General features: G+C 61.9%; 17 protein-coding genes, 1 tRNA gene and 3 pseudogenes. 15 read left to right on the top strand and 6 right to left on the bottom strand.

All coding sequences use genetic code 11. The features are described from left to right. Positions 1-9: 9 nt before the first annotated feature. Entirely contained in the window at positions 10-843 is an 834-nt protein-coding gene (gene kdsA / locus OE647_RS02120; RefSeq protein ID WP_263719982.1) for a 3-deoxy-8-phosphooctulonate synthase, read from the top strand. Positions 844-853: 10 nt separating this feature from the next. Here the strand turns inward: kdsA and OE647_RS02115 are convergent, their stop codons facing one another. Continuing rightward, positions 854-2,032: a BaiN/RdsA family NAD(P)/FAD-dependent oxidoreductase gene (locus tag OE647_RS02115; RefSeq protein ID WP_263719981.1), complete on the bottom strand. Its 1,179-nt coding sequence runs from the start codon at positions 2,030-2,032 to the stop codon at positions 854-856. 102 nt (positions 2,033-2,134) lie between these two features. Between OE647_RS02115 and OE647_RS02110 the strand changes: the two genes are divergently transcribed. Next, positions 2,135-2,209 (top strand) — tRNA-Gln (locus tag OE647_RS02110). Between the two features lie 204 nt (positions 2,210-2,413). Here the strand turns inward: OE647_RS02110 and OE647_RS02105 are convergent. The 3 genes from OE647_RS02105 to OE647_RS02095 are packed head-to-tail and all read right to left on the bottom strand — an operon-like array spanning position 2,414 to position 4,869. Next, positions 2,414-4,060, bottom strand: coding sequence for a recombinase family protein (locus OE647_RS02105; RefSeq protein ID WP_263719980.1), 1,647 nt, complete (start codon positions 4,058-4,060; stop codon positions 2,414-2,416). Between the two features lie 3 nt (positions 4,061-4,063). Continuing rightward, the gene (locus tag OE647_RS02100; RefSeq protein ID WP_263719979.1) at positions 4,064-4,531 is read right to left on the bottom strand and encodes a DUF2924 domain-containing protein; all 468 of its coding nucleotides are present in this window, start codon (positions 4,529-4,531) and stop codon (positions 4,064-4,066) included. Then, positions 4,531-4,869, bottom strand: a complete 339-nt coding sequence (locus OE647_RS02095; RefSeq protein ID WP_263719978.1) for a DUF3489 domain-containing protein — start codon at positions 4,867-4,869, stop codon at positions 4,531-4,533. Before OE647_RS02095 ends, OE647_RS02100 begins: the two co-directional genes overlap by 1 nt. Positions 4,870-5,151: 282 nt before the next feature. Here OE647_RS02095 and OE647_RS02090 point away from each other — a divergent pair. The 3 genes and pseudogenes from OE647_RS02090 to OE647_RS02080 form a co-directional block, all read left to right on the top strand. Next, positions 5,152-5,592, top strand: a pseudogene (locus tag OE647_RS02090) (IS110 family RNA-guided transposase); the annotation flags it as partial. A gap of 60 nt (positions 5,593-5,652) precedes the next feature. Next, complete coding sequence (locus OE647_RS02085) at positions 5,653-5,958, top strand: DUF1153 domain-containing protein (protein ID WP_263719977.1); 306 nt, start codon at positions 5,653-5,655, stop codon at positions 5,956-5,958. Continuing rightward, entirely contained in the window at positions 5,955-6,776 is an 822-nt protein-coding gene (locus tag OE647_RS02080) for an IS3 family transposase (protein WP_263719976.1), read from the top strand. Before OE647_RS02085 ends, OE647_RS02080 begins: the two co-directional genes overlap by 4 nt. Positions 6,777-6,805: 29 nt before the next feature. On the opposite strand, the pseudogene OE647_RS02075 reads toward OE647_RS02080, so the two are convergent. Both OE647_RS02075 and OE647_RS02070 read right to left on the bottom strand, forming a co-directional pair. Further along, positions 6,806-7,099: pseudogene (locus OE647_RS02075) on the bottom strand (transposase); the annotation flags it as partial. Between the two features lie 156 nt (positions 7,100-7,255). Beyond that, positions 7,256-8,323: an AraC family transcriptional regulator gene (locus tag OE647_RS02070; protein WP_263719975.1), complete on the bottom strand. Its 1,068-nt coding sequence runs from the start codon at positions 8,321-8,323 to the stop codon at positions 7,256-7,258. A gap of 209 nt (positions 8,324-8,532) precedes the next feature. On the opposite strand from OE647_RS02070, the gene OE647_RS02065 reads away from it, so the two are divergent. The 10 genes and pseudogenes from OE647_RS02065 to OE647_RS02025 form a co-directional block, all read left to right on the top strand. Then, the gene (locus OE647_RS02065) at positions 8,533-10,056 is read left to right on the top strand and encodes an amidohydrolase family protein (protein ID WP_263719974.1); all 1,524 of its coding nucleotides are present in this window, start codon (positions 8,533-8,535) and stop codon (positions 10,054-10,056) included. Continuing rightward, positions 10,040-11,521 (top strand): serine hydrolase domain-containing protein, encoded by a 1,482-nt coding sequence (locus tag OE647_RS02060; protein WP_263719973.1) that lies wholly within the window; start codon positions 10,040-10,042, stop codon positions 11,519-11,521. The genes OE647_RS02065 and OE647_RS02060 overlap by 17 nt, the downstream gene beginning before the upstream one ends. 90 nt (positions 11,522-11,611) lie before the next feature. After that, on the top strand, positions 11,612-12,376 hold the full coding sequence (locus OE647_RS02055; RefSeq protein ID WP_263719971.1) for a hypothetical protein: 765 nt from the start codon (positions 11,612-11,614) through the stop codon (positions 12,374-12,376). A 73-nt stretch (positions 12,377-12,449) separates the two neighbouring features. Next, positions 12,450-14,081, top strand: a complete 1,632-nt coding sequence (locus OE647_RS02050) for an amidohydrolase family protein (RefSeq protein WP_263719969.1) — start codon at positions 12,450-12,452, stop codon at positions 14,079-14,081. Positions 14,082-14,083: 2 nt separating this feature from the next. Beyond that, positions 14,084-14,779, top strand: coding sequence for a DUF3299 domain-containing protein (locus OE647_RS02045; protein ID WP_263719967.1), 696 nt, complete (start codon positions 14,084-14,086; stop codon positions 14,777-14,779). A 38-nt stretch (positions 14,780-14,817) separates the two neighbouring features. Next, positions 14,818-16,569, top strand: coding sequence for an amidohydrolase family protein (locus tag OE647_RS02040; protein WP_263719965.1), 1,752 nt, complete (start codon positions 14,818-14,820; stop codon positions 16,567-16,569). Positions 16,570-16,749: 180 nt separating this feature from the next. Continuing rightward, positions 16,750-17,727, top strand: coding sequence for a class A beta-lactamase (gene bla, locus OE647_RS02035; protein ID WP_263719963.1), 978 nt, complete (start codon positions 16,750-16,752; stop codon positions 17,725-17,727). Between the two features lie 121 nt (positions 17,728-17,848). Beyond that, on the top strand, positions 17,849-18,901 hold the full coding sequence (locus OE647_RS02030; RefSeq protein WP_263719961.1) for an IS110 family RNA-guided transposase: 1,053 nt from the start codon (positions 17,849-17,851) through the stop codon (positions 18,899-18,901). A 322-nt stretch (positions 18,902-19,223) separates the two neighbouring features. Continuing rightward, complete coding sequence (locus OE647_RS20230) at positions 19,224-19,484, top strand: transposase (protein WP_459542705.1); 261 nt, start codon at positions 19,224-19,226, stop codon at positions 19,482-19,484. After that, positions 19,466-20,098: pseudogene (locus tag OE647_RS02025) on the top strand (transposase); the annotation flags it as partial. The gene OE647_RS20230 and the pseudogene OE647_RS02025, both read left to right, overlap by 19 nt. Positions 20,099-20,403: the final 305 nt, after the last annotated feature.

The following is a 20,403-nucleotide window of genomic DNA, read 5'->3' as shown; positions in this document are numbered from 1 at the left end:
GAGCGGCAGATGCAAGATGTGAAGATCGGCGGCTTGACCGTCGGCAATGACCGGATCCTGACGATCATCGCGGGCCCTTGTCAGCTGGAAAGCGCGGATCATGCGCAAATGATCGCCGGGCGCATGGCCGAAGCCTGTGCGGCCGTGGGCGCGCAATACATCTTCAAGGCCAGCTACGACAAGGCCAACCGCACCTCGCTGAAGGGCAAGCGCGGCCTCGGGATCGACGAAGGGCTGAAGGTACTGGAGGGCGTGCGCGCCGCTTTGGGGATGCCGGTGCTGACCGACGTCCATGATATCGAGCAGGCGCGCAGCGCCGCCGCGGTCGTGGACGTGATCCAGATCCCGGCGTTCCTCTGCCGCCAGACCGACCTGCTGCTCGCGGCCGGGGAGACGGGCTGCGTCGTCAACATCAAGAAGGGCCAGTTCCTCGCACCCTGGGACATGGCGAATGTCGCCGCCAAGGTCGAGAGCACCGGCAACCGCAACATCCTCCTGACCGAGCGGGGCGTCAGCTTCGGCTACAACACGCTGGTCGCCGACATGCGCTCGCTCCCGACGATGGCGAAGACCGGTTATCCGGTGATCATGGACGCGACGCATTCGGTCCAGCAACCGGGCGGGCTTGGCGGGTCCTCCGGCGGGCAGCGGGAATTCGCGCCGGTCATGGCGCGCGCCGCGGTCAGCCTGGGCATCGCGGGCGTCTTCATCGAGACGCATGAGAACCCCGACGCCTCGCCCTCCGACGGGCCGAACATGATCCCGCTCGACCAGATGCCGAAGCTGCTTGAGACGCTCATGGCGCTGGACCGTATCGCCAAGGCCGACCCGGTGCGCGTCTGAACCCCGGGCTTCAGACCGCCTGCCCCGCCGCCCAAGCGGATGACCAGGCCCATTGGAAGTTGTAGCCGCCAAGCCAGCCGGTGACATCGACGACCTCGCCGATGAAATAGAGGCCCGGCACGGTGCGTGCCTGCATGGTGCGGGCGTCGAGCGCGGCGGTGTCCACGCCGCCAAGCGTAACTTCTGCCGTCCGATAGCCCTCGGAGCCTACGGGCTTGATCCGCCAGCGATGGACCGCCCCCGCCAACTGGTCGAGCCGCGCGTTCGACTGATCCGCCAGCCGCCCGGACAGGCCAGCGCGCGCCACCGACCAAGCCGCGACCTTGTCTGGCAGGAAACCCGCCAGCGCCGTATGCAGCGCCTGCCGCCCCGACTGGCCGCGCAGCGCGGCCAGGGCGCGGGCCAGATCAGTGCTGGGCAGCAGATCGGCCTCGATCTCCTCCCCCTCGCGCCAGTAGGACGAAATCTGAAGGATGCCTGGGCCCGAAAGGCCCCTGTGGGTGAAAAGCAGCGGCTCATCGAAAGCCGTCTTTCCCACAGCGATGCGGGCCGGCAGCGAAACGCCTGCCATCGGGCGGACACCTGCGAGGTCCTGGTCGGCGAAGGTCAGCGGAACAAGTGCGGGCCGCGTCTCCGTCACCCGCAGCCCGAAGGATTGGGCGATCCGGTAGCCAAGCCCCGTCGCACCCATCTTGGGGATCGACTTGCCCCCGGTCGCCACGATGACCGCCCGCGCCGCGACCTCGCCCTGCGCGGTGCGAACGCGAAACCCCTCCGCCCCGCGCTCCACCGTTTCGACGGCGGTGGAAAGCCAAAGCTCCGCCCCCCCTTCACGCAGCCCGCCGACCAGCATATCGGTGACCTGACGCGCGGAGCCGTCGCAGAAGAGCTGTCCCGCCGCCTTTTCGTGCCAGGCGATACCGGCCGCGTCGATGCGCGCCACGAAGTCGCGGGCGGTGAAGCGGCTTAGTGCCGAGACCGCAAAGCGCGGGTTCTCCGACAGGAATCGATCCGGCCCGGTGGCGAAGTTGGTGAAGTTGCAGCGCCCCCCGCCGGAAATCCGGATCTTCTCCCCCGGACGCGCGGCGTGATCGATAACGACGACACGGCGCCCCCGCCGCGCGGCCTCACCGGCGGCGAACAGGCCGGCCGCACCGGCCCCCAGAACGAGGACATCGCAAGATCGCATCGGCTGGCCATAGCCTGAATTCTCTCCGGGCTCAACGTCACGAAAATGCGCATTTTTGACTTGCAGCGCCGGATGGGCTTGGATAAGAACCCCGGCACCGGATGGGGCGTCGCCAAGTGGTAAGGCAGCGGTTTTTGGTACCGCCATTCCCAGGTTCGAATCCTGGCGCCCCAGCCATCCAGTCTCCAAAATTCCTGTCTCTTTTGTCTCGCCCTGAATAGGCGCGTGATATCCGCGGCTTGGCAGGATAGCGCGAGCACGGAGCCCGCAAGTCGTTGCCAAACCGGGGCGGTTTCGGGTCCCTGTCTCTAATGGGGATTTCCGGACTGCACGGTTGCCGTGCGGCCGATGGCGTCCGCGATGCTGTTTGGTGAGATGCGGTCAGAGAGTCGCGAGGATTGCCCGCTGCGCCTGCCAGTCGGACGGCAGCGGATGGCGCGTCAGCCACTTGGTGGTGAGCGCGGCAGGCTGCCGACCCTCGGCGATGGACCGCACGATATCGGGCGCCAGGAACGCCAGATGCAGCATCTGCTGCACCCGATGCCGGGAGGTCCCGGTGGCGCGCGCGATCGCCTCGTAGCTCCTGCCCTCGCGGATCATCGCGAACCAGGCATGGGCGCGGGCGATATTGACCAGCAGCACCTGGTCCACCGGGCGCGCGGTTCCGTTCAGGATCAGCTTCGTCTCAACCCCGCGCTTGCGGCTCCGGAACGGCGCCGCGATGGAGAGAGCCGAGGGATCGATCTGGCCCGGGTCGATGCCGAGCGTCTTGCCGAGGGTTTGCGCGCTGATCCTGAGGGCGATCTGGCCGGGCGCGACATCGAGGCGCTCCACAAGCTCGAAGAGCGGGCGATCGTTCTCCATCGCCATCAGGTCCGCAAGCCGGGATCTCACTCGCCCGATCGCCGCGGCGTCGGCCTGCGGCAGGACCCTCGGGATGAAGGCGGGCTTGTCCAGGTGTCGCCGGACCGTCTGAAGGACGAGCGCCTCCAGCTCCGGCCCCGGCAGGCGCCAGCCGGCTACGCCCGCCTCGCCGCTCTTCTTGATGAGCCGGTGGGAGACGTAGTAGCGCAGCCGGTGACCGGCTTTGGTTTTCGCATGGCTCGGGGTCAGCCGGTCGCCGGTCTCGTCGAAGATGCGGCCGGCCAGCAGTGATCGGTGAGCGCTGTCTTTCGTGCCGCGCGCGCGGGGCTTGCGGGCCTCCCCCTGCATCTTCACTTGGAGCGCCTCCCAGTCCTCGGGCGGGATGATCGCCGGGTGCTGGCCCTCGTGCACCTGGCCGCGGTGCCGGATCCGGCCAGCATAGACCGGGTTGGTCAGGAGCTGCCAGAGATGGCCCCGATGGTAGGGAAGCCCACCGGTGCGCGATCCGTCCGGCTTGCTCCTGACCTTGGTGACGAGGCCAAGCCGGTCGGCCTCCGCCTTGACCCCGCGCACCGTCCCGAGCCTATCGTAAAGATCGTACAGCGTCCTGACCGTTCTGGCCTCTGCTTCGTTGATCCTCAGCGTCCTTCCCTCGGCCTCGTAGCCGAGCGGCACCTGTCCTCCCATCCAGAGCCCCTTGCGCTTGGAGGCCGCGATCTTGTCGCGGATGCGTTCGGCCGTCACCTCGCGTTCGAACTGTGCAAAGGAGAGGAGCATGTTGAGCGTCAGCCGCCCCATGCTAGTCGCGGTATTGAAGCTCTGGGTGACTGAGACAAAGGAGGCCCCCGCCGCGTCGAGCCGGTCGACGATCTTGGCAAAATCCGCCAGCGACCGGGTCAGGCGGTCGATCTTGTAGACCACGATCTGGTCGACGAGACCTTCGTCGATATCCCTGAGCAGGCGCTGCAGTGCCGGTCGCTCCAGCGTGCCCCCGGAGATGCCGCCGTCATCGTATTCCGCCGGCAGCAGCACCCAGCCCTCCGCCTTCTGGCTCGCGACGTAAGCGGCGCAGGCCTCCCGCTGCGCATGGAGCGAGTTGAACTCCTGCTCCAGGCCCTCTTCCGAGCTCTTGCGGGTGTAAATGGCGCAGCGGATCTTCGGCATATCTCAGCCCTCCCCGACCTTCATCCCGCGCTTAGGTGTCAGGCCGAAGAACCGCGGGCCGGACCAGTTGGTGCCGGTGATCCGTTTCGCGATCGCCGTCAGCGAGGCCCAGGTCCGCCCGTCGAAGCAGTAGCCCTCATCCAGCACCTCGACCCGGTAGGTCCTGCCGTTCCATTCCCGCACGAGGAGCGCTCCCGGAGCCGCAACCGGCGAAGCCGCGGCTGCCTGCGCCGCCCTGCCCTCCCAGCCTGCACGGGCGGCCAGCGCCGATGCCAGCGCCCTCCGTGTCGCCGGGCTCAGCCCACCGAACGTCCAGCATTGCCGCTCATACCCGATCGCCGTGCGCATGAACGCCAGAGACAGGTAGAGCGGCGGAGAAGACCCGAAGGTCTTCTCCCACTCTGCCTTCAACGCCTCGCGATCGAGTTCTTCGAGATCGGCGGACAGATTGGCTTGCAGGTCCTTCGCCATCACGCGCGCCCGGCTGCAATGGCAGAAGCGGACTCCGCATCGGAGGATGCCGCCGCCAGGATCCGGTAGCGCACCGCCCTGCCCTCGCCCGGCCGCGCCGCCTCAACCTTGTATCCCGCCTTCCTCAGCCCGCTCAGCGCTGCGCGCACCGTGTGCGGCTGCCAGCCGAGCTTTCGGTCGATCATGGCCACATCCGCGCCCGCCTTCGCCGACAGGAGCCGGATCAGCTGCTGTCTCTTGCTCGGCTGAGCGCGAGTTGCGCGCTTCAGTGTACGGTGCGCCGGGGAGTCGGCCGTCGCCGCATCCACCGTTTCAGTCATCGTCACTTGTTTGGCCATTTTCGTCTCCCGTGTCCTACCGCGGGATCAGCACGATCCCGCTACTGACACGAGGCCCGGCATCCCGGGCGGAGACGCGCGGACGGACCCAATTGCGTCGCGCGCAGCACCACCAACGCTCTTCCGGGCGGTGAAGTCCAGTCGGAAAACTTACAACCAGAAGTTGTACGGTTACACCAGGCCAAGGCACGGTGATCTTGACCGGCATTGATGGTGTGACCGCCCCCCGACGGCATCGGTGTGCCAAGGTGGGTCTGCGATGATCCACAAAGGAGAGCGGTCATGTCGGAGATTATCACGGTCGGACTCGATCTGGCGAAGAATGTGTTTCAGGTTCACGGGGCTGATGCCTCGGGCCGCGCGGTGCTGTGCAAGAAGCTGAGGAGGGACCAGGTGCTGGCGTTCTTCGGCCATCTTCCGCGTTGCGTTGTCGCTATGGAAGCCTGTGGGGGTGCGCATTTCTGGGGCCGCGAGATCGGCAAACTGGGCCATGAGATCAGGCTCATCCCTCCCGCTTACGTGAAGCCTTTCGTCAAGCGCCAGAAGAACGACATGGCTGATGCCGAGGCGATCTGCGAAGCGGCGACGCGCCCCACGATGCGCTTCGTGCCCGTGAAGAGCGAGGAGACCCAAGGCGCGGCGATGGTCTTTCGCATCCGTGAGCTTTTGATCCGGCAGAGGACCCAAGCCATCAATGCCTTGCGAGGGCATCTGGGCGAGTTTGTATCGACCCAGTGAAATTCTGCTCATGCTACAAGGGAGATCGTAGCAATGAGTATGACGATGGACGAGAACATCAAACGCTGGACGGCCAAGCGCAAAACCGCGCTCGTCATTGAGGTCATCCAAGGCAAAACGACGATTGCTGAGGCGAGCCGGTCGTTTGACCTGGCGCCCTCCGAAATCGAAGGCTGGGTCGAAGATGCTAGGCGGGGCATGGAAAACTCTCTGCGCGCCAATCCGCTGGATATCCGCGAGCAATACGAGAAGCAGCTGAAGGATCTGCAGGAGGCCTATGGCGAGGCAATGCTGGAACTGCGTGCCCGAAAAAAGCTGCAGGCCCTCATGGAGCGGGAGGACGGACAATGATCCGGACGCTCCATGAGGGCCTGCTGGCCGACGGCATCACGGTGTCGATCGCCAGGCTCTGCGCCTGGTTCGGCGTCCCGCGGCGGACGGTCTACTACAGGCCGGTCAAGGCGGCGCCCAAGATCGATCCGCGCTTCGCCGAACCGATCAAGGCGATGATCGAGCAGGAGCCGTCGTTCGGCTATCGCACGGTCGCGTGGCTCCTGGGGTTCAACAAGAACACGGTGCAGCGGGTCTTCCAGCTCAAGGGCTGGCAGGTCCGCAAGCGCGCCATCGGCATGCGGCCCCGCATCGAGGCCGTGCCCTCGGTCGCCACCGCGCCGAACGAGCGTTGGTCGACGGATCTTGCGCGGGTCTGGACCGGCAAGGATGGCTGGGCCTCTCTGGCGCTGGTCATCGACTGCCACACGCGCGAACTTCTGGGCTGGCACCTGTCGCGCTCGGGCAAGGCGACCACGGCCAGTGCCGCGCTCGAGCAAGCCCTGATCAGCCGGTTCGGCACCCTTGGACGTGTCGATAGGGAATTCTTGCTGAGGTCGGACAATGGGCTCGTTTTTACCAGCCGGCACTTCACGGCCCTGGTCCGCAGCTACGGCCTGCGCCAGGAGTTCATCACGCCGCACTGCCCGCAACAGAATGGCATGGTCGAGCGCGTCATCCGGACACTGAAGGAGCAATGCATCCACCGGCATCGCTTCGAGAGCATCCAGCACGCCAGCCGAGTCATCGGCGACTGGATCTGCTTCTACAACCACCGCCGCCCTCATCAGGCCCTTGCCATGCGCACGCCTGCCGAGGCATTCAGATTAGCGGCTTAACCTGAGCAGAGTCCGCTGGGTCGATACATCAGCGCCTTCTCGGCCATCCGATGCGGTTCAAGGAAGCCGGGGAAGTAGCTGCCCTTCCGGAGCTTCGGGATGCGCAGCTCGACCGCCCCGGCGCGCGTCTCCCAGTCCCGGTCGCGATAGCCGTTGCGCTGCGCCAGCCGCGCCGGGTCCTTCTCGCCATAGGCCGCGCCCGTCGCAGCGCCAACCTCCAGTTCCATCAGCCGTTCGGCGGCAAAGCCGATCATCTCGCGCAGAAGATCGGCGTCAGGGGTCTTCTCGACCAAGTCGCGCAGGTTCATCATGTCGGTGGTCATCGGTGGAATCTCCGGTCCAGGTTGGTGTCAGCAACCAGACCCTACCGGAACATCGCCGGTGACCGCATCACCCAGAACCTACACCACGCTCAGGGACAGCATCGCGAAGTGCCACGAAGGGTACGATCTGTGCATCAGTGCGTTAGGGCTCATCCTTTACGGTTCCTTGCTGGTACTGGACCCGGATCCGTTATCCACAACTCGGGCATCCGGATCCGATTTGGATTCGGCCCGAAATCCTGTCGGCGTCTTGCCCGTCCATCGGCTGAATGCCCTGTCGAACGCGGCCGGGCCGGAGAGGCCTACCTGAAGGGCGATTTGCGAGATGGGTAGCGTTGTGTTTGACAGGAGGTCTTCGCTGACGCTCTGGCGCACGTCGTCTTTCATCTGGCTGAAGGAGGTGCCCTTTGCCTGTAGGATGCGCTGTACACGACGTGGATGCAGGCCACAGATTTCGGCAAATACATTAAGAGTCAGATCGTGTTGAGCGATGTTATCCGCAAGCACGCTACGAAGATAGGAAAGGGGTGCGTCGCTGGTGCCGTCGGGCGCGAATTCCCCTCGTGACGCTTCCACCAGGTCCCAGTCCAGCGAGAATGGCGTCCAAAGCCATTGCGGCGGAAAAGAAATCCGCAAGCCGTTGATCTCGGATTTCACAAGCGCCTGTTTCGGCAGAAACCCCGGCGGAAGACCTGCGGTGGTCGGCACAGTGACGAGGATGTCTTTGGGGTCAAAAGTGCCACCGATACCCTGTCTGATCAAGGTCACGTAGAAGGCGACGCCGACTGCATCCCATTGTCTTGATGGCTTCAACACCCTGATCGTGCGCAGAATCTCCAAGCTTGCAACGTCGGGTAAAACGATTAAGGAATACCTGACATTATCAACTTGCTTCTGAACCTCCACAATCACCCGGGAGAGGAAATCTCCAAGGGTAGCCGCGTGGCTCGCCGCGTCCCGGAGCCCGGGCGTCCCCTTCCGGGCGACTTCGATCGCCACCGTTGCGCCAAAATACGGGTCGCCGAGAGTTTCGGCCATGTCCTCCATGGCAGCATAACAGGCGCTCGCCTCAACCAGCATCGCAGGATCGGTCAGCGCGCCGAGCGGAATCCTGTTGCGGGCAAGCAAAGCTTCGATATCGCCGCCGCGCAAGGCGAATGCCTTGCCGAGCGGGTACAAAACCAACATTGCTCGGGTAAATTTCGGGGTAGATGGCTTGCTCATCCGCGCTTTTTCTCATCTTTCAGGGGCTTAGCCACACGCTATAGAATAGTGCCACTGCTGGCATGAGATGCAAAGACCTGACCTCACGGGTAGTGTAGCTTTGAGGCCAGACACGAAGAGATTCTGGTGACGAGCGCGCGGCGTTCATGATCCTAGCAAGCGCGGGGGGCTTGAATATGCTGCGAACAAGGACCTTGGGAGCCGCCACGATGGTGGCTTTGCTGTTGTCGACTACGGCCGTGCTGGCGAATGACATCGTCATAGCCGGCGGGAGGGTGATCGACCCCGAAACCGGTCTTGATGCCATTCGCAACGTCGCCATCGAGGGCGACAAGATCGTGGCGATCAGTGAATTTCCGTTAGAGGGCGATGTGGTTATCGACGCCACCGGCCACGTCGTGTCGCCGGGCTTCATCGACCTGCATTCCCATGGCCAGAACATCGGCGACTACCGGATGCAGGTTATCCAGGGCGTCACAACGGCGCTGGAGCTTGAATCCGGGCTTCTGCCCATCGGCGACTGGTATGATGCGCAGGCCACCAAGAACCTACCGATGAACTATGGCGCTTCAGCAGCTTGGGTTTTTGGCAGGATCGCAACCTTTACCGAAACCGATCCATTGGCGACGGCAGGCTATTTCCTGGATGTACAGGGCCGCACCGACTGGAAGCTGGACATCGCCAGCCCGGAACAATCCGAACGCATCATGGCGCTGGTCGAACAGGGCCTGAAGGACGGTGCGCTCGGCATCGGCGTCAATGCCGGTTACGCGCCGGGTTTTGGACACAAAGAGTATTACGCGCTCGCCGAACTGGCCAAGAAATACAACGTCCCGACCTATACTCATGTGCGTTATGCCAGCAACACCGAGCCGCAAAGCTCCTTCGAGGCTGTCCAGGAGTTGATCAGCCTCGCCGCCATCACCGGCGCGCACATGCACCTGTGCCACATCAATTCGACCTCGCTGTCGGACATCAAGGCCACGATGGCGCTGGTGGAAGAGGCGCAGGCCCAGGGCATCAACGTCACGACCGAAGCCTATCCTTACGGCGCAGCCAGCACCGTGGTCGGCGCGGCCATGTTCAGCGGCCCGGACTGGCGCAGCAGGATGGATTCGACCGCAAACAACTTCCAGCTTGGCGCTGATCGGATGACCGAGGATGAACTGGCCGATTATCAGGCGAACAAGCCCGGTACCATGATCGTCTGGCATTTCCTGGACGAGGCTGATCCTGCTGCTCTTTCACTGCTGGACATTTCGGTGACCAATCCCGCGACAGCGATCGCCTCGGATTCCGTGCTCTGGTCCTATTTCGATGAAAACGGCAACATTCTGCATTACGAAGGCGATGAATGGCCGTTGCCCGACAATGTGTTCAGCCATCCGCGGTCAACAGGCGCGTATACCAAGATCCTGCGGTCCTATGTGCGCGAACGCGGGGTATTGTCGCTTTCCGAAGCGATCCGCAAGATGTCGCTGCTGCCCGCGCAGATACTGGAAGACAGCGTGCCGCAGATGCGGACCAAGGGCCGCATTCAGGTGGGCATGGACGCAGACATCGTCGTCTTCGATCCCGCAGCGGTCGCTGACCTGGCCACCTTCGAGAACGCCAATCAACCGACCGTGGGCGTGCAAACCGTGATCGTGAACGGCGGCTTCTCGGTGCGTGACGGCGAGCTGGTATTGAACGCACCCAATGGCAGGGCGATCCGTAATGTCGTTGCAGACTGAAAACACGGACTCGCTGGAGAATTCATCTATGGTTACTAAATTGGCGGGCATCGACCACGACAAAGATGACGACGCTCTGAATAGTATTTCCCGGCGCAGCTTCATGGCAAGCGGCGTTGCCGTTGGAGCGGCGGCGAGTGTAGCCGGGCTCGGGCTGGCATCCCAGCCTGCCTCTGCACAGACGAGCGGGCCAGTCCGCGCCGGCGCATCAGGTTTTGAGCCGCTTGAAGTCGACAGCCCGATGGCGAGATGGAAAACGTCCCAGTCTCTGGAATTCGTCGAAAAGGCGACCAGGAATTACAGTTTTCCCAATTGGCAGTCCGGCAGCGAAGACTCCATCTACTACAACCTAAATATCCCTGAGTTCTTCAAATGCTCTTATATCGCACCCCCGAAGGAATTCTCGAAGCTCGAACGCGCGATTGATTCGTCGATCCTGGATCTGACCTATACGTCCGTTGACGGCACACCCACACCGCCGCTGAAGGAATACCTGGTCGGCAAGCGTCAGGTTCAGGCGATGATGATGGCGCACAAGGGCAAAGTGGTTTTCGAGGTTTATCCGGGAATGAACCCCACGGATATTCATATCTGGATGTCGGCATCCAAGCCAACCGTGGGTCTGCTCGTCGCGATGCTCGCCGATGAGGGCAAGATCGATCTGGATGCACCCGTCCCGACCTATGTGCCCGAGGTCAGGGGGTCGGCATGGGAGCAGGCCACGGTCCGCAACGTGATGAACATGTCCTCCGGCCTCGATATCGAGGAAACCATCGAGAACTTGCTGAATCCGGATTCCTGGATCGCCAAATGGTTCACGGCCGGTTTCGAGCTGAACAAGGGCGATTTCCGCGAAATGTCGAAGAACGCCCAACCGCTGCCCGATGAGCCTGCAGGCTCGCATTTCCGGTATTCTGGCGCAAATACGCAGACACTGGTGCTGCTGACGCAATTTGTTACCGGAGAGCGGTGGCAGACCACGTGGAACGAACGTGTTTGGTCAAAAATCGGGGCGAAGAACGCCTTTATCACCGCCCTTGCGCCGGATGGAACGCCCTTGTGCGCCGGAATGCACAACACCACGCCGGAAGACTTGTTGCGCTACACGATGATTTACACGCCCAGCTGGAATGTGGTGTCGGAGGAGCAGATCATCTCGGACAGGTTGCTGAAAAGCATCCAGACCATGGGCAATCCCGAGGCCTACAAAGGCTCGACCGAAGAGCAATACGGCACGGACTGGTTCGGCGAAGTCCCTGACTACAACTCGGCCCAGTGGGACCATGTCTTCAACGACGGCGCCATGTTCAAGCACGGGAACATGGGGCAGGGCATCTATGTCGATCCCTCCCGCGATTTCTGTGGCATGTATTTCGGGTTGGCGCCCAACCCGGATGAAATCTCGGGAGTCGATCATTCCCCGGGATTTCTGCGTAACGCTGCGAGAATGCTGGCCGGTGGATAAGCGCCCGATGACCTCGCCGTGCTACCGGATAGGGCCATCCGCAACCTGGTTATGGGTTGAGGCTGTCCCGGTGAAAAAGGAAGAATCTGAATGAAACACCTATTGACGATCCCCGCAACTGTGTGTTCGGCAATCTTGGTTACCGGGGCCTGGGCGCAGTCTCAACCCGAGGTGAACAACGGCACCAACCCGACCATTCTGGCGACCAGCGCCGGCATTCAGTACAAGTATTCGGATTTCGGATCAGGTTTTTCCAACGGCCTCTTCGAAGCCAGTTTCACGGTGCCGTTCGGTCCAGGAAACAACAACGCCCTGACTTTCACGTTGCCCTACGCCTCAGGCCCAGTCGATGACAGTTTTGGGCTTGGCGACCTTAACGTGAAGTTTATTCATGTCCTTGCCGTGAATGCGACGCGCGGGATCGCCTATACGGCGAAGCTTTCGTTCGATAGCGCTGACCGGCCCGATCTTGGCAGCGGCCAGACGGTGCTGGAGCTGTCCGGATTCTACGCCAAATTCCTCAAGGATGGTTCCATCGTCGCGCCGTCTCTGGTGCAGACCTTCGGTCTGGGCGACGAAGATGCGGGCCGCAGCAAGATCAACATGACCACCTTCGATTTCTACTACGTGCCCAAGCTCGCGACCGAAAAAATGTTCGTCGCCTTTGATCCGGCCCTCATCTACGACTGGCAAAGGGATAAAGGATATGCCAGCCTGACGACCACTTTCGGCTTTCCGTTGGGAAAGGCGTTTGGCGGCGACAGCCAGATTTTCATCAAACCGCAGATACTAGCGGGCGCCCACCGCCCTGCCGACTGGAGCCTTCAGGTCGGGTACAAGGTCATCGGATTTTAGCCGCTGGCCTGAGACCCTTGAAGGCTTCGTGAAGCCAAATAACTGTAAACGTAACTCAGAAGGGAAGTGAGAAATGCGACCAAGTAAGAAATTTCTGCCAGTTGCGCTCATGCTTAGCACTCTGGCCGCCACCGCTGTTTATGCGCAAGACTATGATCTGGTGATCAACAACGGCCGGGTCATCGACCCGGAAACGCTGTTCGACGACATCGCCAATGTCGGCGTGAAGGACGGGCGCATCGTTGCGATCAGCAAGGACCCGCTGACGGGCACCGAGACTGTGGATGCCACGGGCCATATCGTTGCACCGGGCTTCATCGACACGCATTTCCACTTTCAGATGCCGATCGGTTATTCCCTCGGGTTGCGCGACGGGTTGACCAGCAGCATGGATTTCGAGATGGGCTGTGCGGGATCCTATGTCGCCGCCTGGTACGAGGCGCGCGCCGGTGTGACCCAGGCCAACTATGGCTGCGCGGTCAGCCACGAGTTCGCCCGGGCGATGGTGCTCGACGGTTCGGACGGCGCCGAGTACCTGATAAACGGCCCCGTAGCCGCTTACACAACTCGGGCGAAAACAGGCTGGAGCGTGACGCGCCCGACCCTGGAACAGGGCAACGCGATTCTCGAAGAGCTTGACAAGGGCCTGCAGGCCGGCGCACCCGGCATTGGCAGCACCACGGGCTATATGAGAGCGGGCATCTCTTCCCGCGAGTTGTTCGAGGTGCAGAAGGTTGGCGCACGGTATGGCCGCCCGACTGGCTCACATACACGCTATACGCTTGGCAACGACACGACCGAGGTCAACGGCGCGCAGGAACTCATCGCAAACGCAATCGCGCTCGGCGCGCCTGCGATCGTCTTGCACTTCAACAACCCCGGCTGGCGCGTGACACACGAATTGATTTCAGGGCTGCAGGAAAGGGGCTTCAACATCTGGGGTGAAATCTATCCCTACGCTGCAGGCTCCACCACGATCAATGCGGAGTTTCTGGAGCCCCAAAGCTGGGTCGATGATCTGGGCAACCGCTATGAGGAAACCATTCTGGATCCGGTCACGAATGAGTACTATACCCTCGAGACCTACAAGGCGACCATCGCATCCGAACCGACCAGGCCGGTCGTCGTGTTCAAGATGCCCGAAGAAGATCAGGCGAAGTGGCTGACGCTGAAGGGCGTGACCATGGCCAGCGATGGGGTTGGTGCCCAGCCGTACGACGCCCCGTGGGATTTCCCGATGGACCAGCTGGGCGGCACACACCCCCGGACCGCCGGATCCCGAGGCGCGACGATCCGGCTCGGTCGGGAACACAACATCCCGATGATGCAGCTGATGTCGATCCTCAGCTACAACGCAGCCAAGCATCTGGGCAATACTGGCCTGAAGGCCATGCAGGAACGCGGTCGCATCCAGACCGGCATGGTCGCCGATATCGTGGTCTTTGACCCCGAACGCTTCACGGACAATTCGACCTACGACAAGGGTGCCGTCCCTTCAACGGGCATGAAAGCCGTGATCGTCAACGGTCAGGTCACCGTGCGTGACGATGTGCTGCTTCCTGTCTTCGCCGGTCAGCCGATCCGGTTTGAGCCCGAAGACAAGCCGCGCTTCGTGCCGGTCTCGCTGGAAGCATGGAATGCCGAATTCTCGACCGGGATGCCCAGTGACTTCACGGGTGCTTTCCCCGTGGACGGTGGAAACTGATCGTGATCGCGTTCAGGCAACGAGAAGTCAGCGTGCGATTCTTGATCTCTGTCTTTGTGGCGGCCTTGTTGGCCGCTACTCAAGCAACTGCAGAACCGGAGGCGATCGAGTTCTCCGACTTGGCGGATCCGTTGGCGGTGGCCTTTGACGACCCCTACGCAGCCATGGGGGTCGACATGCTGAACGAATTGAAACTGTTGGTTCAGTCGGACCAAAAGCTCGCTGGCACTGATCTTGATGAGGAGGCACGCACGCGCCTGGAGGTCCGCCGCACCGCCGCGCGGGAAGTGCTTGAAGCGAATGGTCACGATGTGGAAGCGCTGCTTGAGCAGCGCTGGGACGTCGCCAGGAAGCGGCAGACCGCCCGCATGGCCACCAACCCCATCTTCGATGGCGTCGAGGTCTCGATCTCGGGCTATATCATCCCTGCACCGCCAGACGCGGATGGCAGCGGGTTCGGCTATCTGGTGCCGCAGGTCGGAATGTGCAGCCACCTTCCGCCGCCACCACCAAACCAACTCGTCAGGGTCAGACTGCGCGTGGATCAACAGGTCGAATCCCTTTATCTGCCGGTTCGGGTGTCGGGGCTGTTGCGCGTCGAGCCAAGCGATGAGACCATATTCGTTCTCGACGGGGAGTCGCGCATGCTGAGTGGCTGGACCCTCAACGCCGAAACCGTCGAGTTGCCGGATGGATGAGGTTGGAATGGCCCGGCCCTAACCCCGGAAAATGGGAGATGTTGGCGAAGCCGGGCGGCGCCGCGTCCAGGAAAGAAGAATTCGCCAAGGGCGCATTGAAGACGATCGTCCGGCTAGCGCTAAAGCCATCAATAGAAGCCGAAATTGACATGGAGACACTAATGAAGAAGCAAAGATACATATTGACAGGCACATTCCTGCTAAGCGTCATGTGCTCCGTTCCGGCCCTGGCGCAAGACTATGATCTGGTAATCAACAATGGCCGGGTCATGGACCCGGAAACCCTGTATGACGACATCGCCAATGTCGGTATCAAGGATGGCCGGATTGCCGCGATCACCAAGGATGCGCTGACGGGTGCCGAGACGGTGGATGCGACCGGCCATATCGTGGCGCCGGGCTTCATCGACACCCATTTTCACTGGCAGACGCCAATCGGCTACCGGGTCGGCTTGCGCGACGGGTTGACCAGCGGCATGGATTTCGAGGCGGGCTGTGCGGGATCCTATGTCGCCGCCTGGTACGAGGCGCGTGCCGGTGTGACCCAGGCCAACTATGGCTGCGCGGTCAGCCACGAATTGGCCCGAGCTATGGTACTCGACGGGTCAACGGGCGATTTTCTGATAAACGGTCCCATTGCTGCTTTGGAAACCCGCAAGAAATCGGGCTGGAGCGTGACGCGCCCGACCCTGGAACAGGGTAATGCGATTCTCGAAGAGATTGACAAGGGTCTGCAGGCGGGCGCACCCGGCATTGGCAGCACCGTGGGTTACATGAGAGAGGGCGTCTCTTCCCGCGAGATGTTCGAGGTGCAGAAGGTTGGCGCACGCTATGGCCGCCCGACTGGCGCACATACACGCTATACGCTTGGCACCGACACGACCGAGAACAACGGAGCGCAGGAACTCATCGCCAATGCCCTGGCGCTGGGTGCCCCGGCGATTGTTCTTCACTTCAACAACCCCGGCTGGCGGCTTGCCCAGCAAATGATTGTTGGGCTTCAGGAACAGGGCCACAACATCTGGGGTGAAATCTACCCCTACGCTGCCGGGTCCACCACGTTGAATGCGTCGTTCCTGCAGCCGGAGAGCTGGGTCGAGCAATTGGGCAACCGCTATGAGGATACCGTGCAGGATCCGGTCACGGGGGATTTCTACACCCTGGAGACATTCAAGACCGACATGGCCGCCAATCCGACCAAGCCGATCGTCGTGTTCAAGATGCCCGAAGAAGATGCGCCGAAATGGCTGACGCTGAAGGGCGTTACCGTGGCCAGCGACGCGCTTCCTCCCGAACCTCTTTTCGGCCCGTGGGATATCCCGCTGGACCAGCTCGGCAACACCCATCCCCGCGCGGCTGGCACCCGGGGTATTACGATCCGCCTCGGTCGGGAAAACAACATTCCGATGATGCAGCTGATCTCGATCCTCAGCTACAACGCGGCCAAGCATCTGGGCGATACGGGCCTGAAGGCGATGCAGGAACGTGGCCGCATCCAGACCGGGATGGTTGCCGATATCGTGGTCTTTGACCCCGAACGCTTCACGGACAATTCGACCTACGACAAGGGTGCCGTCCCTTCAACGGGCATGAAAGCCGTGATCGTCAACGGTCAGGTCACATTGCGTGACGACAAGGTGCTTCCTGTTTTCGCCGGTCAGCCGATCCGGTTTGACCCCGAAGACAAGCCGCGCTTCGTGCCAGTCTCGGTAGAAGCGTGGAATGCCGAATTCTCGACCGGTATGCCCAGTGACTTCACGGGCGCCTTCCCGGCGAATGGCGGCAATTGATCGCGGCGCATCCAAGCAAGGAGACGGGATCATGCAGTTTTTGATCTCCGTCTCCAGGCTGCCATTTGCCCAGATCTTCAGCGCGGGCTGTCGGTTCCGCGTTGTCAATACCGAACGGGACAGTCCCGAAACCCATCTCACAGAATAGGGAGAACGAGAATGAAATTTCGAAACACCATCATGGCCCTTGCGGTTTCCGCGGCGGCGACCTTCGGCCCGGCATACGCCCAGACAGCGGAAGGACAGTCCGTTGGAGCCGCGATCGAGCGGGTCGCGACGAAGCTTGCGGGGCGCATCGGCTTCGCGGCGCAGGAAATCGGCGGCGACGACGTCATCGCGTTCAATGGCGATGAGGCCTTCGTCATGGCCAGCACCTACAAGGTTGCGATCGCCGCTGCGGTCCTGGATCGCGTGGACAGGGGTGAACTGACCCTCGACCAGATGGTCGAGGTCACACCCGACATGATGATGATCGGGGACGCTGCGCTGAACGGCACATTCGTTCACCCTGGGCTCCAGTTGTCGATCGCGAACGTGATCGAGGTGATGATCACGGAGAGCGATAACACGGCGACCGACATCTCGATGGGACTGGCCGGCGGACCCGCGGCGGTGACCCAATATCTGCGCAGGATCGGGATCAGCGATATCAGAGTCGATCGGCCCACCGGCGAGATCATCGGGGAGTTCTATGGTTTGCCGGGACCGGCCACGCATAAACTCGCCACAGAGGTCTTCAAGGCCCGGCCGGAACTCTTGAAGATCCAGGCTGACCGCAATCTGGACTTCGAGGCAGATCCACGTGACCAAGCAACGCCCCTCGCGATGCTGCAACTGCTGCTTGCCATCGACAGTGGCGCGGCGACAAGCGCCGAGAGCCGCGACTTCCTGATCGATGTCATGTCACGCACGCGCACTGGCGCTGGCCGGCTCAAGGGACTGCTACCCCGGGGAACGCCCGTGGCGAACAAGACCGGAACCATCGGCGGAGTGGCCAATGACGTCGGCTATATCACGCTCCCCGACGGTCGTCGGTTTGCAATCGCCGTGTTCACCAAGAGCAGCGAGACATCCGAGGCGGACAGGGATCGGGCAATTGCCGAGGTCACCCGGTCGCTGTTCGACTACTTCCACGTCGGGCAGATGGCGAAGCAGTAAACGGTGAAACTTCGCCTTGCAGACTCGCCCTGTCTGATGGTGTGGACGGCTCCACCCCGACGGCATCGCATTGTGCCATGTTGGTGCTTTGTGAACGCCAACAAAGGAAGGAGCCGACCACATGAAGATTACAACACTCGGGATCGATCTGGCCAAGTCCGTCTTTCAGCTTCATGGCGTTGATGAGGGTGGCGCCGTGGTCTTGCAGAAGAAGCTGCGGCGGAACGCGTTGCGCGATTTTCTCGGCAGGCTCGAACCTTGCCTGATCGGCATGGAAGCCTGTCCGACCTCGCATTTTTGGGCGCGGGAAATCGCGGCTCTCGGCCACGACGTGCGTCTGATCCCGCCCGCGTATGTGAAGCCCTATGTGAAGCGTCAGAAGAATGACGCCGCCGATGCCGAGGCGATCTGCGAGGCAGTGACACGGCCGAACATGCGTTTTGTTCCTGTGAAGACCGAAGATCAGCAGGCGGTCCTTGTCCTGCACCGGTCGCGCGACTTGCTGATGCGGCAGAGAACCATGATCCTCAATGCAACCCGAGCCCATCTGGCGGAGCTCGGGATGATCACCGCGCAGGGACCACGGAAGGTTTTCGATCTCGTCCGGCGCCTGAGCGATTCCGACGACGGGCTGGACCTGCCAGCCCTTGCTCGGTCGGCGCTTCTGTCGCTGGCCAGGCAGCTGGAGGGCCTGGCCGAAGAGATCGGCAAGATCGAACGGCAGCTGATGGCGTGGCATCGGCAGAGCGCTGCGAGCCAGCAGCTCGAGACGATCCCGGGCGTTGGCATCATCACCGCCACGGCGCTCGCGGCCAGTGTGCCGGATCCATCCGTCTTCAAATCGAGCCGGCAGTTTGCTGCCTGGCTCGGGCTCGTGCCGCGGCAAAACTCCTCAGGCGGGAAAGATCGGCTAGGGCATGTCTCGAAGATGGGCAACGGCTATCTGCGCCGTTTGCTGGTCGTCGGCGCTACCTCAGTGACGCGCCGCGCCGGAACAAACGTCACCCGAACCGGAGCCTGGGTCAGATCCCTGCTTGAACGCAAGCCAACGCGGCTCGTGACCGTGGCGATCGCCAACAAGACGGCGCGTACTGCGTGGGCGCTGCTCGTGAAGGGAGAGAACTACAGGGCCGAACAGGCCAACTGCACGAAGGAGGACGTGGCGGTGCCCTAAAGGCAACGCAACGAGATGCAAGGGCAGATGTAAGTGATGATGATCGAACGGGACCGCTGCAAGGACACTCCGGGGTGCTGTCCGGGCTTCCGAGCCCGCCTGTCTGATAGGAACCCTGCACGCGGACTTCATCAGGGCCAGCGGTCGGAAACACCGCGCACACAGGCCAGACTCATGACCGCACCCCGCTACGATCGAAATCAGCTCAAATCAACTCTTGCACAAACGGAGCCGTCCACAAATGACGTCAGCACCCCCCGGACAGGTTCAGGGGTTTGCGTAACGGAGGGTTCTGGTTCATCGAAGCCATTATGGAGCGCAGATGAAACAGAAACCCGGAACATCGAAGGATGCCGCTGACAAGTTGGTCAGGGGCATCAAGCGGAAGACCCGCAAGCATTACTCGGCCGAGGAGAAGATCAGGATCGTCCTAGCCGGCTTGCGTGGCGAGGAGAGTATCGCCGCGCTGTGTCGCCGCGAGGGCATCGCCGAGAGCCTGTATTATTCCTGGTCGAAGGAGTTTCTTGAAGCTGGGATGAACCGCCTGGCGGGTGACACTCCCCTGCGCCAGCCCATGTGGTGATAAAGGCTGCGGACGAGTTCCGGGACAAGACCAGCCGACCAAACGAGCTCTGGCAGACGGACTTCACGTATCTAAAGGTGATCGGCTGGGGCTGGTTCTATCTCAGTACGATCCTCGACGACTACAGCCGCTTCATCATCGCCTGGAAGCTTTGCACCACGATGAAGGCCGCAGACGCCACCGACACGCTGGACCTGGCGTTGGACGCGTCTGGGTGCGATCAAGCCATGGTCGTGCACAAGACAAGGCTGCTCAGCGACAGTGGCGCGTCCTACGTCGCCGCCGACCTGGCTGACTATCTCGATGACAAGGGCATGGATCACGTTCGCGGTGCGCCGCACCATCCCCAGACACAGGGCAAGATCGAGCGCTGGCATCAGATCATGAAGAACCGGGTTCTGCTGGAAAACTACTTCCTACCCGGCGACCTCGAACGGCAGATCGGCGCCTTCGTCGACCATTACAACAACCATCGCTACCACGAGAGCCTGGCCAACCTGACGCCGGCCGATGTCTACCACGGCCGAAGTGCGAAGATCCTGAAGATGAGAGAGGAGATCAAGACACAGACAATCAGAAAACGACGGTTGCAGAACCAAGCCGCTGCTGCCTAAACTTGAACGGAAACCGAACCAGAGCCTCCGTTACTAAACAGCCCAAGATGTCCGGAAAACTCTGACGACGGACACTCTGCCAGTGCGCTCCTGCCCGGCGAAGACAGAACTCTCCGCCAGGTGCCATCGTTATCCCGCGAGGAAACCTCCAGTGAAGACTCCAATGCAAAGGAAAAACTCAGTGAAGAACCGAATGAAACCACTACCTGCCCTGCTTGTTTCGTCGCTACTGTGCGTCACACCGGCACTCGCACAGCAGGCCATGACACAGGAAGAGGGCCAGGCGACCTTTGATGCGGTCCTCG

The organism is Albidovulum sediminicola, assembly GCF_025751575.1.
GTDB classification, from domain to species: domain Bacteria; phylum Pseudomonadota; class Alphaproteobacteria; order Rhodobacterales; family Rhodobacteraceae; genus Albidovulum; species Albidovulum sediminicola.
The sequence above is the reverse complement of the archived record's forward strand: the minus strand, read 5'-3'. Positions and strand labels throughout refer to the sequence as shown.